The organism is Dermatophilaceae bacterium Soc4.6 (genome assembly GCA_039889245.1).
In the GTDB taxonomy this organism is placed as follows: Bacteria; Actinomycetota; Actinomycetes; order Actinomycetales; family Dermatophilaceae; genus Lapillicoccus.
This window is the reverse complement of record JAZGVH010000002.1, coordinates 193,329-209,972: the sequence shown is the minus strand read 5'-3', so window position 1 is coordinate 209,972 and position 16,644 is coordinate 193,329. Positions and strand designations below refer to the sequence as shown.

Annotated in this window: 16 protein-coding genes and 1 pseudogene; 7 read left to right on the top strand and 10 right to left on the bottom strand. The window is 72.4% G+C overall.

Annotated elements, in window-relative coordinates; translation table 11 throughout:
* The first annotated feature begins 90 nt into the window (after nucleotides 1-90).
* The gene (locus V3N99_01050) at nucleotides 91-873 is read left to right on the top strand and encodes a prepilin peptidase (GenBank protein ID MEO3935323.1); all 783 of its coding nucleotides are present in this window, start codon (nucleotides 91-93) and stop codon (nucleotides 871-873) included.
* 101 nt (nucleotides 874-974) lie between these two features.
* Here V3N99_01050 and V3N99_01045 read toward each other — a convergent pair whose 3' ends face one another.
* The 3 genes from V3N99_01045 to V3N99_01035 form a co-directional block, all read right to left on the bottom strand.
* Entirely contained in the window at nucleotides 975-2,246 is a 1,272-nt protein-coding gene (locus V3N99_01045) for an EAL domain-containing protein (protein ID MEO3935322.1), read from the bottom strand.
* 335 nt (nucleotides 2,247-2,581) lie between these two features.
* A complete protein-coding gene (gene treS / locus V3N99_01040; GenBank protein MEO3935321.1) occupies nucleotides 2,582-4,822 on the bottom strand; it encodes a maltose alpha-D-glucosyltransferase in 2,241 nt (746 codons plus the stop codon).
* A gap of 69 nt (nucleotides 4,823-4,891) precedes the next feature.
* On the bottom strand, nucleotides 4,892-5,032 hold the full coding sequence (locus V3N99_01035; GenBank protein ID MEO3935320.1) for a hypothetical protein: 141 nt from the start codon (nucleotides 5,030-5,032) through the stop codon (nucleotides 4,892-4,894).
* Here V3N99_01035 and V3N99_01030 point away from each other — a divergent pair.
* Nucleotides 4,977-5,462 (top strand): annotated as a pseudogene (locus V3N99_01030) (AMP-binding protein). The gene V3N99_01035 and the pseudogene V3N99_01030 overlap by 56 nt on opposite strands.
* Nucleotides 5,463-5,572: 110 nt before the next feature.
* On the opposite strand, the gene V3N99_01025 reads toward V3N99_01030, so the two are convergent.
* Nucleotides 5,573-6,592: a formylglycine-generating enzyme family protein gene (locus V3N99_01025; protein MEO3935319.1), complete on the bottom strand. Its 1,020-nt coding sequence runs from the start codon at nucleotides 6,590-6,592 to the stop codon at nucleotides 5,573-5,575.
* Nucleotides 6,593-6,691: 99 nt separating this feature from the next.
* The gene (locus V3N99_01020) at nucleotides 6,692-7,915 is read right to left on the bottom strand and encodes an amidohydrolase family protein (protein MEO3935318.1); all 1,224 of its coding nucleotides are present in this window, start codon (nucleotides 7,913-7,915) and stop codon (nucleotides 6,692-6,694) included.
* A 92-nt stretch (nucleotides 7,916-8,007) separates the two neighbouring features.
* On the opposite strand from V3N99_01020, the gene V3N99_01015 reads away from it, so the two are divergent.
* Together V3N99_01015 and V3N99_01010 are read left to right on the top strand one after the other, a co-directional pair.
* A complete protein-coding gene (locus V3N99_01015; GenBank protein ID MEO3935317.1) occupies nucleotides 8,008-10,203 on the top strand; it encodes an FUSC family protein in 2,196 nt (731 codons plus the stop codon).
* A 24-nt stretch (nucleotides 10,204-10,227) separates the two neighbouring features.
* Nucleotides 10,228-10,659 (top strand): nitroreductase/quinone reductase family protein, encoded by a 432-nt coding sequence (locus V3N99_01010; GenBank protein MEO3935316.1) that lies wholly within the window; start codon nucleotides 10,228-10,230, stop codon nucleotides 10,657-10,659.
* Nucleotides 10,660-10,690: 31 nt separating this feature from the next.
* Here the strand turns inward: V3N99_01010 and V3N99_01005 are convergent, their stop codons facing one another.
* The 4 genes from V3N99_01005 to V3N99_00990 are packed head-to-tail and all read right to left on the bottom strand — an operon-like array spanning nucleotide 10,691 to nucleotide 13,457.
* Entirely contained in the window at nucleotides 10,691-11,656 is a 966-nt protein-coding gene (locus V3N99_01005; GenBank protein MEO3935315.1) for a hypothetical protein, read from the bottom strand.
* Nucleotides 11,653-12,417 carry a cytochrome b N-terminal domain-containing protein gene (locus V3N99_01000; GenBank protein ID MEO3935314.1) on the bottom strand — a complete coding sequence of 255 codons (765 nt, stop codon included), beginning with the start codon at nucleotides 12,415-12,417 and terminating at the stop codon, nucleotides 11,653-11,655. Before V3N99_01000 ends, V3N99_01005 begins: the two co-directional genes overlap by 4 nt.
* Complete coding sequence (locus tag V3N99_00995) at nucleotides 12,414-12,671, bottom strand: hypothetical protein (protein MEO3935313.1); 258 nt, start codon at nucleotides 12,669-12,671, stop codon at nucleotides 12,414-12,416. Before V3N99_00995 ends, V3N99_01000 begins: the two co-directional genes overlap by 4 nt.
* Before the next feature lie 27 nt (nucleotides 12,672-12,698).
* Nucleotides 12,699-13,457, bottom strand: coding sequence for an IclR family transcriptional regulator (locus tag V3N99_00990; GenBank protein MEO3935312.1), 759 nt, complete (start codon nucleotides 13,455-13,457; stop codon nucleotides 12,699-12,701).
* 83 nt (nucleotides 13,458-13,540) lie between these two features.
* Here V3N99_00990 and V3N99_00985 point away from each other — a divergent pair, with 83 nt between their 5' ends.
* A complete protein-coding gene (locus tag V3N99_00985; GenBank protein MEO3935311.1) occupies nucleotides 13,541-14,890 on the top strand; it encodes a M20/M25/M40 family metallo-hydrolase in 1,350 nt (449 codons plus the stop codon).
* 61 nt (nucleotides 14,891-14,951) lie between these two features.
* Here the strand turns inward: V3N99_00985 and V3N99_00980 are convergent, their stop codons facing one another.
* Complete coding sequence (locus tag V3N99_00980; protein MEO3935310.1) at nucleotides 14,952-15,137, bottom strand: DUF5703 family protein; 186 nt, start codon at nucleotides 15,135-15,137, stop codon at nucleotides 14,952-14,954.
* A gap of 39 nt (nucleotides 15,138-15,176) precedes the next feature.
* On the opposite strand from V3N99_00980, the gene V3N99_00975 reads away from it, so the two are divergent.
* Both V3N99_00975 and V3N99_00970 read left to right on the top strand, forming a co-directional pair.
* Complete coding sequence (locus V3N99_00975) at nucleotides 15,177-15,659, top strand: hypothetical protein (GenBank protein MEO3935309.1); 483 nt, start codon at nucleotides 15,177-15,179, stop codon at nucleotides 15,657-15,659.
* A 42-nt stretch (nucleotides 15,660-15,701) separates the two neighbouring features.
* Nucleotides 15,702-16,628: an alpha/beta hydrolase gene (locus V3N99_00970; protein MEO3935308.1), complete on the top strand. Its 927-nt coding sequence runs from the start codon at nucleotides 15,702-15,704 to the stop codon at nucleotides 16,626-16,628.
* Nucleotides 16,629-16,644 lie beyond the last annotated feature (16 nt).

Genomic DNA, 16,644 nt, shown 5'->3' with positions numbered 1-16,644 from the left:
GAGAATCTTTGTGAGGACCTCAGCAGGGGGTGCCACCGACGTGGGCCCCTGTGCTGCGGCGCTCACCTCCCCCGACCGATCGCAGGAGTCATGTCGAGTGCGCCCCTCCTGCTCCTCTTTGGAGCACTGGGCCTGGTCATCGGGTCGTTCCTCAATGTCGTGATCCACCGGGTGCCCCGCGGCGAGTCGCTGGTGCTGCCGCCCTCTCACTGCCCCTCCTGCGACGCGCCCATCCGCCGGCGGCACAACGTGCCGGTGTGGGGATGGCTCTCCCTGCGGGGGCGCTGCGCCGACTGCGGTGCACGGATCAGTGCGCGCTACCCGCTGGTGGAGGTGGGCACCGCGACCCTGTTCGTGGCGCTGGCCTGGCGGCTGGACCAGCTCGGGCTCGTCAGCGCCCTCCCCGCCTACCTCACCTTCGCCGCCCTGGGCGTCGCTCTGGGCGCCATCGACCTCGACTGCCGGAGGTTGCCCAACGTGCTGGTCCTGCCGTCCTACCCCGTGCTGGGCGCGCTGCTCGCGGTCTCGGCAGGGGTCGACGGGGACTGGTGGCCCCTCGCCCGTGCCGGCCTCGGCGCCGGAGCCATGCTGGCCCTGTATGCAGTGCTCGTCGCGGCCTACCCCGGCGGGATGGGCGCCGGCGACCTGAAGCTGGCGGGGGTGCTCGGTCTCGTGCTCGGCTACCTGTCGGTGGCTGCCCTGCTGGTGGGGGCGGCCGCGGGGTTCGTCTTCGGCGCCGTGGTCGGCGTGCTCCTGATGGCGACGGGCGCCGCCAGCCGCAAGACCGCGATCCCCTTCGGACCCTTCATGATCGGTGGCGCGGTCTTCGCGATCTTCGCGGCAGACACCATCGCTGCGGTCTATCCGCACTGAGCACTCACTCGCCGAGGACGAGCGCCAGCTCGTGGCCGCTCTGGGGCCGGTCGTCCGGGTCCTCGGCGAGCAGCCGGGCGACGAGTGCCGCCAGCTCACGGCTATCCGGTGACGCGGGAGAGGAGGGCGGCGGCGACGGCGACGGCCACGGCGCGGTCGTGGGTCAGGACGTACTCGAAGCGGCGCTCCGCGTCGGGTCCGCTGTCGCCCAGGTCTCGGGCGACCAGCGCTGCCCCGAAGTGGGGACCGAGCACCGCGAGGTCCCACTCGCCGAGGAGAGGGTCGCCGGTGTGGAGAGGACCGCCGCGCACGCCGGGCAGCGGATGAGTGGGCACGTCCTCGCCGAGCACCGCGGCGAACGCGACCTGGTCGGCCAGGCGCTCATACCGCCGGGCCGTCCTCGGGGTGAAGAAGCGCACGTGCTGCAGGGCGGTGACGACGACAGCACTTCGGCCCAGATGCAGGGCCTCGTTCTCGAGGTGCTTGCTGATCTCGGTCAGCAGGAGCTTGCGAGCAGTCCGCGGGTCCGAGTGCGCGGCGGCGACCGTGAACGGCGAGTCCTCGCGGACCAGCCCGGCCCGGTGCTCGACGCGGATCGCACCGGGGGCCGGGGCGGGCAGCGTGGACAGGTCGGGGAGCGGGCCGGGGCGGCCCAGGAGCCAGCCCTGGCCGAGCCGGGCACCGAGAGCACGCGCGTGCTCGAGGTGCTCGGGCGTCTCGATCCCCTCCGCGAGGACGATGGTGCCAGAACGCTCTGCCTCGGCATCGACGGCCGCCACGATCTCCGCGATCTCACGACCGGGCCGCTCCTGGACGACCCGGAGGTCGAGCTTGATGACATCCGGGCGCAGCAGGGGCAGGAGGGCCAACGACGCCCGCTCCGCCCCCACGTCATCCAGGGCGATACCACCGCCCCAGCCGCGGATCCGGTCGACGAAGCGCAGCAGCGACGGGGGGTCGACGCTGAGGTCGCGCTCGGTGATCTCGACCACGATCGGCAGGTCGAGGTCGACGCGGTAGCGCTGTCGATCCACGCCGGCCGCCTCAGCCGCAGCGTCCGTCCGCACCATGGCCCAGTCGAGGGCGGCTGGTTCGACGTTGACGAAGAGGCTCCACGGTGCGCCGAGGCCGGCCGCGACCGCCGACGTGATCGCCGACCACTGACACGCCTCGTCCAGCTCGCCCACGCAGCCGTGCTCCCGCGCCGAGTCGAACATCCGGTCGGGGCGCTCGAGGGGGTGGCCGTGCGGGCCACGCGCCAGCGCCTCGAAGGCGACCGTGGCACCGGTGTCGAGGTCGACGATCGGCTGGTAGACCGACCGGACGCCCCCGGAGCGCACAAGATCCAGCACCGCGGCGGACTTCGGAGCCATCCCCATCACCGCACGACACCTCCTAGTGCACGACGCACTTGGACAAGGGCGATATCCGACGAATCGGCTCTGCGCCCCTTGACCTGAGGAAGTCATCAGGTCGAGGCGTCCGCGACGAGATCGCCGTGCTGCTCGCGCACCCGCGCTCGTTCGAGCTCACGTCTGGGGCGATCGCTGGAGACGAGATGCACTCGCGGTTCACCGGGCCGTCGCCGTGATCTCCGCCCGCCCACGAGGAGGTCGCCCAGCTCGCTACCCAGGTCAGACGACCCCCTCCGCGTGGAGCGCACCTCGATGCGAGGAGCGCTCCGCGCGGAGCCACTCGCGCTCCCGTCTCAGGGGGCGGTGGTCGTAGCCACGAGCAGCAGCGCCTTGCCCTCGTGCGGGGCGAGGTCGACGTGGAGGCTGTGCAGGTCGTCGACCTCTCCGACGACCTCGTCGGTCATCAGGTCGGTCACGACGCTGCCGGGCACGATGGTGGGGGAGAGCACCGTCCCCGAGATCGGCTCGCTGGAGAAGTTGAGCACCGTGACCTGCTGTCCGTGCTCCAGGTCGTGGATCATGACGATCATGGCCTTGTGCGACACGGCCGGCACGTCCAGCTGGCGGGCCGTGGCGATGCCGTGGCGGGCGCGGACGTCGAGGATGCGGCTCAGCCTCGACGCGAACGAGGTCGGGTCCTCGAGCTGAGCCGGTAGGCCGCCGTAGAGCGCCCGCCCCTTGGGCATCTTCGACGTCGACTCGTGCGCGAGCGGTTGGTAGTCCATGAGGTCGTAGGCCGAGCGGTGGATCCACCGGGTGTCGCCCTCACGGATCAGGTCGGCCACCTGGCTGCGCTCGAGCGTGAGGGCACCGACGAGGTCCCACCCGGAGAGGGCGAAGACCCCCGGCTGCCAGGCGTTGTACATCGCGAGCAGCAGGTGGGCCGCCTTGATGCGCTCGATGTCGTCGGGTGTGAGCGCCGCCAGCTCGGTGAAGCCCAGCGACGCGGCGATCACGGTGGCGGTCGTCGACGCGATGCCGTTCTGCGTGAAGGTCGCGTTGTAGGGACCGGCCTCACCGGTGAGCCGGTCCGTGAGCTCCGCGCGGATGAGGATGGCCAGCTCGGCACCGGTGATGGTCGACCGTCGGAAGGTGTACTCGTCGGCCGAGTGCACCGCCGCGAAGTGCACCAGCTCGTAGGTCATCTCGTCGTGGTTCTGCAGGGCGTGGACGAGCGACACCGTGTCGACCCGACTGTCGCGGGCGATGTTCATCGTCAGCCGGAGGAACTCGGTGTCGGCCGTGGCCAGGGCGTGGTGGTAGGCGGGGCGCGTGACGAAGTCGTAGGACAGGTCTGCACCGCGCTCCTGCGTGTCGCGGATGTCGTCGATCGAGAGGTTCAGCTCCTGGAAGGTGAAGCCCCCGACCTTGCGCACCATGCTGGCGATGAGCTGGTTGGCGGCCTCGGACAGCGGATGCCCCTCCGACCAGGCCGGCCCACCCTCGGCGCTCTTCTCGACCCCGAGGAACCCGTTGGCGTCGAGCCGCAGCGCGCCGCTGCCGAGGTCGCTCAGGGAGTGGAGGGCGTCACCGATCACGAGCCGCATCGCCGCGAACGTCGGGTCGAGCCAGTTGAGCGACGGCTGTCCCTCCTTGAAGTAGTGCAGGTAGACCCAGCGGTGCTCCTCGCCGTCCGGGCCCAGCACGGCGGCGGTGGCCGACCAGTTGGTCTCCTTGAGGCCCGGCGCGTAGAAGATCACCCGTTGCAGCTGGCCGACGATGTAGCCCGCCCGCGACAGGCGGTCCTCGGTGGCCTGGTCGAGGTTGGCCGAGTCGGCCCCGCGCGGCACCTTGGGCAACAGGTGCCAGTCGGACCGCGGGATCTCGACCATGTGGTAGATGCCGGGGTAGTCGTCGACCTTCATCTCGGCCAGGCGGAAGTCCGCACCCTTGCCCGTGTGACCCGGGACGATGTCGTCGATGACGGTGCCGGAGTGCTCGGTCGCGACGTCACACATCAGCCGGAACTCGTCCTCGGTGCCGAACTCCTCGTCGAACTGCGTGGAGATGCGGTCGAAGTGCCCGTCCACGCTGGGGGTCAGGTCCCACCCGGAGATGCCGCCGGCCTTCTTGACGGGCCCGGTGTGCACCGCCGAGATCCCCACGCGGGCGAAGGCCGCCCACAGGTCGGGGTCACCGAGCGTCCCCAGGAAGGACGACCCGGTGCGCGTGATCATCGAGATCGGGTAGGCCGTGAACCACACCGGAGCCTTCTCGATCGCCGCCCGCGGGTCCGGGTCGGCATACGGGTTCTGCCACATGCTGCCCTGGCCGGTGAACTGGGTGGCGAAACCCTTGGCGTCAGCGAGCATCGACTCGTGCTGGAGCCACTCGACGTAGGCCGGGTTGGAGCCGTCAGGCGGACCGTCGCCCCGGACGCGGCGCTGCCACGGGAACAGCCGCAACCGCCCACGCGGGCGCAGCCGCGCGGGGCGGGCAGGGTAGAACTGCCCGTCGTAGTTGAGCTCCTCGGGTGTGGGTGCGTCGGCTGCGTCCTCCACCTCCGGGCCCTCCTGGTGCGGGCTGTCGCTCATCGGGCTCTCCTGCTGTCGAACGTGGGTGGGTGGGGGCGCAGTGCTCTGCTTGGTGGGGGCACCTCCCGATCATGTCGCACCCTCGGGCTCCGGTGGACCGCCCACCCCGACCGAGGCGCTCTGCCCGGGCTGCGAGCGCCTGGCCTCGACCGCCATGAGGGGCGAGGCGACGAGGAGCCCGGCTGCGGTGAGCAGGGTGGTCCAGGCCACACCCCGAGTGCCGCGTGGAGCGGAGAGGGCCCTGCCAGACTGCCGCTATGGCAACGAGGTGGGCAACGCTGGCACCCCCCTTCCTGCCCGTCCCGCGGTCGTCGACGACGACGGCGAGCTGACCTACGCCGAGCTCGAGAGGACGACCGACGCCCTGGCCCGGGCACTCACGGATCGGGGTGCCGGACCGGGCGCACCCGTGGGCCTTCTGTGGCGCAACGGGCGGGCCCCCATCCAGGTGAGGTGCGCGGCCGGCAAGATCGGGGCCGACGTCGTCCTGCTCAACACCGGTCTGTCCCTGCCGCTAAAGCCCCCTCACAGCCGGATGATCGTGCTCACCTCGGGCACGACCGGCACCCCCAAGGGGGCCAGGCGACCTCGTGCGCGAGCTCGTCCGCAGCAGGTTGGCCCGCATCGCCGTACGCCGTGACGTGCACTTCGTCGACCAGCTGCCTCGCAACCCCACGGGCAAGGTGTTGCGGACCGGCCCGGCCGGATGGTCTCGCTGACCGGCTCGTCCGCGCGGGGGTGGCCGCCGGCTCAGGGGCCGACACCGTCGGCTACGACCCGGAACCCGGTGTGCCCCAGCGACGAGTCCGGGGTGGTCTGGGTGCGGGCCGAGACCCGGTATCGGTGACAGTAGGACGCGTGGCACAGGTAGGAACCCCCACGGACCACGCGCCCGGTGCCCAGTGACGGGCCCCGCGGGTCGTGCCTGGTCTGCGGTTTGGCGGCCCGGTGCCACCGTGGAGAGAACCAGTCGGCCGTCCACTCCCAGACGTTGCCCGTGGTGTTCCACAGACCCAGGGCGTTGGGCTGGTACGCCGTCACCGGCGCTGTGCCCGCGGTGTCGGCGTCAGGGAACGAGCCCTGCCAGACGTTCATGCGGCGCCCGCCTGGCGGGACGAGGTCGTCCCCCCACGGGTAGGTCGCCTGGTCGAGACCTCCGCGGGCGGCCCGTTCCCACTCCGCCTCGGTGGGCAGGCGCAGCCCCCGCCATCGGCAGTAGGCCGAGGCGTCCTCCCAGGTGACGTGGACGACGGGATGGTCGAGCCGGTCGTCGACCCCGGAGTCCGGGCCGGTGGGGGTGCACCAGGTGGCTCCGCGCACGGCTCGCCACCAGGGAGCGCCGGGCACCGTCCCCGGCACGACGTGCGGCTCGTCCCGGGGCCCGAGCAGCCCGGCGAAGACGAAGGACCAGCCATAGGTCTGTGCCTCGGTGAGGTAGCCGGTGTGGTCGACGAACTCGGCGAACTGCTCGTTGGTCACCGTGGCGGCGGCGATCCGGTAGGCGGCGGTGGTGACGAGCCGGACCGGTCCCTCGCCGTCGGCGGTGATCGCGTGCTCGGCCTCGCTCCCCATCCGGAAGGCCCCTGCGGGCACGTCCACGAGGTCGTCGGGCGGACTGCCCGGCCGCAGCTCACCCGAGGCGAGGAGCCGGGTGATCGCGGCCGGGGTGCGCGGCGCAGGGGGCGCCCCGGGCGCCACCGCAGGACCCGGGCCAGCTGCCGTCTCGGTGCCGAGGCTCTGGTGGCGGTCGGGAGTGCAGCAGCCGGTCACCGGCGGTCGTCCCCGAGGCCCGCGGTGTCGCCGGCAGCACCCGGCGGATGCTCGGCCGACCCCGTGCGCTCGCGTGACATCGGGCGATGCTAGTCCTGATCAGAGCCAGGCGCCCCGGCGCATGACGCTGAGGGGGCGAAGGTCGCCGTCGACCACCACCAGGTCGGCGAAGGTCCCGGGGGCCAGGCGCCCGACGTCATCGAGACCCAGCGTGCGCGACGGGGTGGTGGCGGCGGCCGTGACGGCATCCGCCAGCGAGACCCCGGCCTCCTCGACGCACCAGCGGACGACGTCGAGCAGGGTGGACACCCCACCGGCGAGGGAACCGCCCTCGGCGAGTCGGGCCGTCCCGGCGGAGACGAGGACGTCCTGGCCCCCGAGCGACGAGGGGCCGTCGGCCATCCCGGTGGCCGCCATCGCGTCGGTCACGAGGTCGAGCCCCTGGGCGCCGACGACCTCGAAGAGCATCCGCACCGTGCCGGCGTCGAGGTGCACGCCGTCCCCGACGACCTCGAGCACGGCATCGCCCGCGGCACCCCGCTCGAGGCAGGCAGCGACCGGGCCCGGGTCGCGGTGGTGCAGGGGCGGCATGGCGTTGAAGACGTGGGTCACCAGTGGTCGTCCTCCGCGGGGTGCGACCTCTCGCCCGAGACGCAGTGCGGCCCGGGCGGTGTCGACGTCGCTGTCGGTGTGCCCGACGGCCGGCACGATGCTCTGGTGCGCCAGCAGACGCGGTAGCCCGGCCCCACCGGGGCGCTCGGGGGCGTAGGTCATCTGCACGATCGCTCTCTCGGCGCCGGCCTCTGCGGCGGCCTCGACGAGCGCACCCAGCAGGGCCGGGTCGACGTCGGTGAGCACGTCGCGGTTCTGTGCACCGCGCCGAGCGATCGACAGGAAGGGCCCCTCGAGGTGCACGCCGGCGAGCTGGCCGTCCCGCACGAGGCCGGCGCAGGTGGCGACTCCGGCGAGCAGCCGCGCCGGGGTGTTCGACACCAGGCTGCCGACGACACTGGTGCTTCCTGACCTGTGGTGGTGTTCCACGGCCTTCCGCGCGCCCTCGGCATACGGGCCGAACTCGCCCCCCGCGCCCCCGTGGCAGTGCGTGTCGACCAGGCCGGGCAGGATCGTGCGGCCCGGCACCCAGCCCGCGGGGACCCGCCCTCCGCGCAGTGGCCCGGGCACCTCGGCGGCGACCCCCGCCCACAGCACCCGGTCGCCCTCGACGACCACGACCCCGTGCTCGAGCACGCCGTCGGGGGCCACCACCCGCCCGGTGAGCGCGAGGCGGGCCGCGGGCGGACAGGGTGTGGCGGGGCCGGTCACGTCACCCATCATGCCGATGACGGGGTCGCAGCGGCGCCGCCAGCTCCGTCCCCTCGCGCACGGCACCGTCGCCTCACGCCTACAGTGCGAGGGTGAGCAGCCCCGCGAGTGCCCGTTCCCGCGACCTGCTGGTCTCGGGGCGCAGCCGGCTCTCGGTGGAGGCTCGCGACGCCCGTGACCGCGTGCTCGCCAGCGACCCCGGCCTGACCCGTCTGCGGCAGGGGGTCAGCGCGCTGTTGGCGGTCGCGACCACCGTGGCGGTCGAGGCCGTCTTCGTGCGGCTCGTGGGTGCCTCGTCCCAGACCGGCCTGCTCGGCATCCTGCTCGGAGCCGTCGTCGCGATGCCGTTGTCGACCTCCGTGCGCGAGAGCGACCGACGCACGGCAGTGGTCACCGTGGCCAGTGGCGCGGTCGCCGCAGCGCTCGGGGCGGTCGTGGGGGTGACCACGGCCCAGGTCCACGTGCTGGGGCTGGTGGCCTTCACCGTCGTCACCTTCGTCGCGGTGTGGCTGCGCCGCTTCGGCCCGCGCTGGTTCACCCTCGGGTTCCTCGGCTGGCAGGCCTTCTTCTTCTCCCTCTTCCTCGACCCCCCGGTGGCCGCGCTGCCGTTCATGGTCGCGGCGATCGTGCTTGCCACCGGCTGGGTCGGCGTGCTGCTCGTCACCGTGCTGCGGGTGGACCCCGGTGTGGCGTTGACCCGCACCGTGACAGCCCTGCGGGCGAGGGCTCGAGCGGCGATCTCGACCGCGATCGACGTGCTCGACTCACCCCACGACCTCAAGGCTGTGCGGGCGATGCGCGGGCAGCTGGTGGCGCTCTCGGAGGTGTCGCTGCTGCTCGATGGGCAGCTCTCGCAGGCCGATTCGCTGCCGGCCCATCTGAGCCCAGGGTTCATGCGGCGGTGGGTCGTCGACATCGAGGTGGCTCTCGACGAGGTGTGTGGTGCCGTCCTCGACCTGTCCCAGCTGCCGCACCTGCCCGAGGGGGTGCGCCACGACGTGCGTGCGGTGCTCGGCTCGGTCGGGTGGGCGCCGACGGTCGTCGCGCTGGAGCACGCGCGGGCCCTGCAGTCGCACGGGCACGAGGGCGTCGTGCCGGCCCGCCGCCTCGGTGCCGCCGCCGTGCTGCTCCTCGAGACGGTCGACGAGCTCGACCACCCGGCGCTGCGGCCGGACCGCAGCGACGAGGTGCTGGACGACCCGCAGTTCGAGCCGGTGGTCACCCTCTTCTCTGGCAACCTGCCCGGCTCGGCGCCGCTCGCGGAGCAGACCCATGCCCGCGAGGGCGCCCGCAGGTGGTCACCGTCCCGCTGGCGCCTGAGCACGCGTCAGGCGGTGCAGGCTGCGGTCGCCGCCGGGCTGTCGATCGTCATCGGCGACCTCATCTCACCGCAGCGCTACTACTGGGCCGTCATCGCCTCGTTCATCGCCTTCACTGGCACGTCCACGGCCGGGGAGACGATCCGCAAGAGCCTCGGCCGCATAACGGGCACGGTCGCCGGCCTCGTCGTCGCCGTCGCGCTGGCCAACGTCACCGCGGGCAGCACGGTGATGGTGCTCGCATCCCTCGGGGCCTGCATCTTCTTCGCGTTCTACCTGCAGGCCGTGTCCTACACGGGGATGACCTTCTTCATCACCCTGATGCTCGGGGAGCTCTATGCGCTGCTGCACACCTTCACCGACTCGCTGCTGCTGCTGCGTCTGGAGGAGACGGCGGTGGGCGCCGTCGTCGGTATCGGCGTCTGCGTCGTCGTCCTGCCGTCTGGCACCCGGGCCACCCTGCGGGTCGCGCGGCGGTCCTTCCTCACCGCTCTCGCCGACCTGCTGGCAGCGTGCGCCGACCATCTCGAGGGCGTGTCGGGCGAGCGTGACCTGATCGCCCTGGTCGTACGCTCGGGAGCGGCCGCCCGCCAGGTGGTGCGCACCCACCAGGCCCTCACTCGGGGGCGGGTCTTTGGCGCGGGCCGGGAGGCCCTCCAGCACCGGATCTCGGTGCTGGGGTCGGCTGATGCCGTGGCCCGCACCCTCGCCGCGAGGGTCGAGGCGTCACCTGCCGGGTCCAGCCCCGCGCTCGCGCGGGCCTGCCGCCTCATCGAGGCGGAGGCTCGGCGTCTCGTCGACCTCCCGACGCTGATCACCTCACCGCCGCGGACCACGGGCGAGGGCATCAGCGAGCGGGTGGGCGCTGTCCTCGACGCGATGCCGAGCGACCCCGCCACCGATCGCGTGCGGGTCGTCGTCCGCCGCCTCGCCGACTCCCTGGCCCTGTTGACACCACGCTCGTCCTGACCTGCCGACCCCTAAACTGCGGCCATGCCCTCCGACCTCGCCCTCAAGGCCATGAACGGTGCCCACCGCCTGGCGCTGCGGCTCAGCGGTGGACGGCTCGGTCGTGAGGCGATGGGGATGCCGGTGGTCGAGCTGACCACGACGGGCCGCCGCAGCGGGCAACGGCGGTCGGTCATGCTCACCTCACCCCTGACCGACGACGGCCACCTCGTCGTCGTCGCCTCACGCGGGGGTGACGACCAGCACCCGGCCTGGTTCCTCAACCTGCGCGACGACCCCGACGTCGAGGTGTCGCTGCGTGGTGGTGCCTCGCGGCCCATGACGGCGCACGTGGCGACCGCCGAGGAACGCGCGCGGATCTGGCCGCTGATCACGCAGCGTCACCCGAACTACGCGGGTTACCAGCGACGGACGACCCGCGAGATCCCCCTCGTGGTGCTGCTCGCGCGGGGATGACCCGGAGCGCCCGGCGGGCGGACCTCTCGGCTCAGTGGCGGCGGGGCTGGCGCCAGACCAGTCGGTGCAGCGGGATCATCCGGGGGATCGAGCGCACCCCCGGGGTGAAGGGGACCAGGACGAGGCCGAGGCTCAGCAGCATCATCAGACCCCACACCTGCGCGTCTGCGTTGTCGGAGGTGGAGAACGGGGGGATCTGGTACCAGAAGGTGTAGAGCCACATCCACGGTTGGCCCGGGTAGTTGCCGGTCTCGTTCATCATCCCCCACTGGTCGCCGCCGAGGCTCTGGGCCCTGGCCTGGTCCTCGAGGAAGGCGCCGTCCGACAGCAGGAGCAGCGAGCGGGTCGCATCGCTGCCGTAGAACGTGCCGTTCTGGGTGAGCGAGCCCTCCAGCCCACCCGAGGAGGCGAGCCGCAGGAACGACGAGGTCAGTGTGGGCACCGGGCCGTAGACTCCGGCCGTGACCCTCGCCGGGTCGCCGCCCGGGGCGTCCGCGAGGGCGTCCCCGTAGGCCGTGGCCCATGTCGTTCGCTGGTCGGCGGCCGCGCCGTCCCACGCGCGCAGTGCCGACGTGAGGGCCGCGTCACCGGTGGTGTGTCGCAGCGGGGTCAGCACGAGGTCCTCGGCCGAGTCGACCGGAGTCCGCACCCCGCCCCACTTCTGCAGGGTCAGCGGTCCCAGCTGTTGTCCGTCGGAGGCCATGTTGTAGGGCGCGCCGTATCCCGCGCTCGTCGTCGTCCCCGCGAGCTCGCCGGCGGCTGTGGCCACGACGTCGGCCGGCGCGGCAGTGGCCCAGCGGCTCATCGTGATCGCCGGCTCGTCGGGTGACGAGAACACGGCGGCGAGGCCAATGGTGAGCACGATGACCGCGACAAGGGCGATCACGAGCTCCTTGACGAGGTCATAGGGTCGGGTGCCGGCGGTCACGGAGGTGGCGGCGGAGGCTGGGGCCGGGGTGCGACGGGGGGATGCCGGAAGCGGGACGACAGCGGTCATGACACCCTCCCCGTGGCGTGGTGGGCGGCTTCGTCAGGTGTCGTGTCGGTGGCTCCCGGACGGTCGAGGTCGAGCGGCCCACCGATCGGGGGGACGACACCGTGTCGCCGGACGAGCACGAGGTGCGCGATGACGAGCAGCCCGACGACGATGGGCAGCAGGGTCACGTGGACGAGGAGCATCTGCCCGGGGTCGAGCACGTTGAAGAAGGCCCCGATGCCGACGGAGTTGAGCCCGTCCTTGGCCTCGCCGGCGATCCACTGCGAGTCGAAGTTAGTCTGCGAGAGGTAGCCGGTGAAGGCGGTTCCGATCGAGCCCAGGAAAGCCACGGCGCCGGTGACCCAGGTCAGGCCTCGGTGCCCGCGCCAGGCGGCCATCCAGAACGCCGACCACAGGTGCACGACCATGAAGACGAAGAACAGCTCGACGGACCACAAGTGCATCGAGTTGACGAAGTGTCCGAGCGACGCGACGTGCCACCAGGTGGTGCCTCCGGCGGCGAGCAGGCACCCGGTGACGACGACGACCGCCAGGGCCGCGAGGGTCATCACGCCGAGGACGTAGGCCCACGAGGCCACGTAGGCCGGCTGGCGGTCGGGCAGTGCCTGCCCGGGAGGGACGAGGTGGGTAATCCGGTCACGCAGCCAGGCCGTCCAGCTGCCCTCGGCGAGCTCGCGCCCGTCGCCCTCGGCTGTGACACCAAGGCCGCCAAGGCCGGTGGGCGTGGCGTGCTCGGCTCCCGGCGGGACCAGCGTAGTCATCGCCCGGTCCTTCCTCGTCCACCGTGCCCGCCGGGGAAGGGCAGGACGAGCACGAGCAGGAAGAGCAGCACCATGGCGCCGACGACGGCGAGGTTGGCCCACGAGACGTGGACGAACCCCACGTCGACGTAGTTCGTGGCGAGGGTGATGGACGACGTCAGCGCCGACATGGCGGCCTCCCGGGGAAGAAGCTGGCTGGCGGCCAGACGACCGTCGCTGTGGCCGACGCTAGGTGTGCGCCGGTCACGCGTCACGGGCCGAAGGTCCCGCGTCGTCGAGCCTCAGCCCGTGGCGGCCAGCTCGGACGACAGCCGCGCCGCGACCGCACCCAGCACGGGGACGGCCCGGCCGACCAGCTCGTCGGTCATCCGCCCGGTGGGACCCGACACCGAGATCGCCAGCGGGGTCGGGGCATCGGGCACGACGACGGCGACGCAGCGCACGCCGATCTCCTGCTCGCCCTCGTCGACCGCGTAGCCCTGCTCGCGCACCCGGGCGAGCTCCTTCGTGAAGGCCTCGGGGTCGGTGAGGGTGTGCACCGTGCGCGCCGGCATACCCGCCCGGGAGAGCAGGGCCCTGACCTCGGTGTCGCTGCGGGTGGCGAGGATGGCCTTCCCGACGGCCGTGCAGTGCGGCTGCACGCGGCGACCCACCTCGGTGAACATGCGCATCGAGTGCCGTGACGGCGCCTGCCCGACGTAGACGACCTCGTCACGGTCGAGCATCGCGAGGTTGGCCGACTCGCCGAGCGCGTCGACCAGCTCGACGAGCAGGGGTTGGGACCACGAGCGCAGCATGCGCGAGCTGGCCTCACCGAGCCGGATCAGCCGTGGCCCGAGGGTGTAGCGCCGCGAGGGCTCCTGGCGCACGTAGCCGAGGTCGACGAGCGTGCGCAGCAGGCGGTGGATGGTCGGCAGGGGCAGGGCGGCCTGCGTCGCGAGCTGCGAGACGCTGGCCGTGCCACCGGCATCGGCCATCAGCTCGAGGATCTCGAACGCGCGGCCCAGCGACTGCACCCCCGGCGCCCGCGGTGTCGTCATACGGAAAGTATCCACCACGCGGAAAGTGGCGGCGACAGTCTGCGCAGCGTGGCGGCTCGCTGCGCTGACCTAGGGTGGCAGGCATGGCCGTCACCCCCGATTCGTCCAGCAGCCCCCTCATCCCGGCGAGCGAGGTCGCGCGCATCTGCGCCGACCTGATCCGCATCGACTCGAGCAACTACGGCGACGGGTCGGGGCCGGGCGAGCGCGAGGCCGCAGAGTACGTCGTGGGGCAGCTGACCGAGGTCGGTCTCGACCCGGTGCTGGTCGAGAGCGAGCAGGGCCGGGCCAACGTCATGGTGCGGCTCGAGGGAGCCGACCCCTCGCGGCCCGGTCTGGTCGTGCACGGGCACCTCGACGTCGTGCCGGCCAACGCCGCCGACTGGCAGGTCGACCCCTTCGGCGCCGAGGAGCGCGACGGGTGCATCTGGGGCCGTGGAGCGGTGGACATGAAGGACATGGACGCGATGATCATCGCGGCCGTGCGCGACCTCGCCCGCAGCGGCGCCAAGCCGGCCCGCACGACGACCTTCTGCTTCTTCGCCGACGAGGAGGCGGGAGGCACGAAGGGCTCGCACTGGGCCGTGGAGCAGCACCCCGAGTGGTTCGAGGGGGCGACCGAGGCCGTCAGCGAGGTGGGCGGCTACAGCGTGACCGTGCCGCACCACGCGACCGGTGAGCCGACCCGCGCCTACCTGCTCCAGACGGCCGAGAAGGGCATCGCGTGGCTGGAGCTGCGGGCCCGCGGCCGCGCCGGCCACGGCTCGGTGCCCAACGACGAGAACGCCGTCGTGCGCCTGGCGCAGGCCGTCGCCCGCATCAGCGCCCACGCGTGGCCGGGGGAGTACGTCGCGTCGGTGCGCGAGCTGCTCGACGGCCTCAGCACGATCACCGGCATCCCGTATGCCGATGACGCCGGTCTCGAGCGTCTGCTCGCCTCGATCCCGGGCGCCGCGGGCTTCGTGCGTGGCACCCTGCGCGACACCGCCAACTTCACCATGCTGGCCGCGGGCTACAAGCAGAACGTCATCCCGCAGTCGGCGACGGCCAACCTCGACTGCCGCTTCCTGCCCGGGCACGAGGACGACCTCATGGCCACGGTGCGTGAGCTGGCGGGGGAGTTCGTCGAGGTGGTGGTGCTGCACCGCGACATCGCCCTCGAGACGCCCTTCAGCGGGAGCCTGGTCGAGGCGATGAAGCAGTCGCTGCTGGCGGCGGACCCCGGCGCGGCCGTCCTGCCCTACTGCCTCTCCGGAGGCACCGACAACAAGGCCCTGGCCCTGCTCGGTCTCACCGGTTACGGCTTCGCCCCGCTGCGGCTGCCGGCCGACCTGCCCTTCGCCCCGATGTTCCACGGCATCGACGAGCGGGTGCCGGTCGAGTCGCTGGTCTTCGGGGCCACGGTGCTGCGCGACTTCCTCGACCGCGCCTGACCCGCGTTACGTCCGCGTCGACGGGGGTTTGAGGCCGCCGCCGCACGGACGCAGTGGCGGCTCAGGCCGTGCGCCGGACGCGGATGATCTTGCGGCGCAGCCATGCCTTACGGAGCCCGCCGAGGTAGGTGACCGTGCGCGCCAGCTCCCACTGCCCGTACTCGGCGTGGTCCACCAGCGCACGCCGCACCTCGGCCCGGGTCAGGTCGCGCGAGAAGGTCAGGACGCGGTACTCGTACTCGATCATCAGGAGCCATTCTCACCCATGGGGCGATACGGTCGTCACATGTCCGCCGACCCGCGCGCCGCGCTGTCCCTTCTCGTCGCTGCCTTCGAGCGACACCTCGAGGTATCCACCACCCGTCGCGACCCGGACGACCCCGGAGTGGTGGCGGCCGCGCTCGACCTGGCTGATGCCTTCGACGACTACGACGAGGCCCTCTTCCTGGCGACCGAGGTCATGACTCCGCTGCTGGTCGATGTCGACGACGACGACGACGACGATGTCGACGACGACGACGACGACGACGACGACGACGACGACGACGACGACGACGACGACGACGACGACGAGGACGACGACGACGACGACGACGAGGACGAGGACGACGACGAGGAGGTCGACGTGCCGCGGGGGGCAGCGCCGACCGAGGTCTACGCCGGGTTGGACGACGAGGACATCGACTTCGACGACGACGATGACGATGACGACGACGACGACGACGACGAGGACGACGACGAGGACGAGGTCCCCGCGCAGCACCCGTGACCGGCGCCCCATCGGCGGGGGCGTCGGTGCCGAACACCGTGCATGGGTCCTGGAGTCGCCGTCACGGCGTGGCTGATGCAGCGCTCGGCGCGATACACCGTCGACTACGGCCGGGGCCTCGACTTCACCGCTGAGGCAGGCACGCGCCTGCCGCGCCCGCAGCGCGTCACCGTGCCGACGAGGCACGGGCGGGTCCGCTGCACCGTGCAGCGGCCCCCCGAGGGCGTCGGGACGGGGCCTGCGCCCGTGGTGGTGCACCTGCACGGGGGCGCGTTCATCATGCGCCATCCCGAGATGGACGCGTTCTACACCCGACTCCTCGCCGCCGAGGTCGGGGCCGCCGTGGTCTCGGTCGACTACGACGTCGCGCCCCAGCGGGCCTATCCGGTGGCCCAGCACCAGGCCCACGACGTGGCCGCGTGGTTCGCCGTGCACGGCCACGAGCTGGGGCTCGACGGGTCGCGGCTGGCCCTCAGCGGCTTCAGCGCCGGGGGGAACCTCGCGGCCTCCACCGCCCTCCAGGCCCGTGACCGGGGGACGTTCGACCCGGCCTACGTCGTGCTGGTCGTGCCGGCGCTCGACGTGCACGAGCCCGGCTCGGCCAAGCGAGCGACCATCGCCCACCCGATGGTCGACGCCCGTCTGCTCGATCTCGTGCGCACGACGTACTTCCGTGACGTCTCACGGCGGACCGAACCCTATGCCTCACCCCTGCTGGCCCCCTCGTTGACGGGTCTGTCACCGACCCTGGTGGTCACGGCGGAGTACGACGTGCTGCGCAGCGAGGGCGACGTGTTTGCGGCCCGCCTCGCCGACGACGGGGTCACCGTCACCCACCACGTGGTGCCCCACCGAGACCACTACGTCATGGTCGCCGAGGACCGCACGCAGGCCCGCTGGGTGCTCGACCTCGTCGTCGCCCGCCTGAGCGACGCCCTCGGCACCTCCACCGGGGCCTTCGGCCCCTGACCTGTGGCCCACCCCG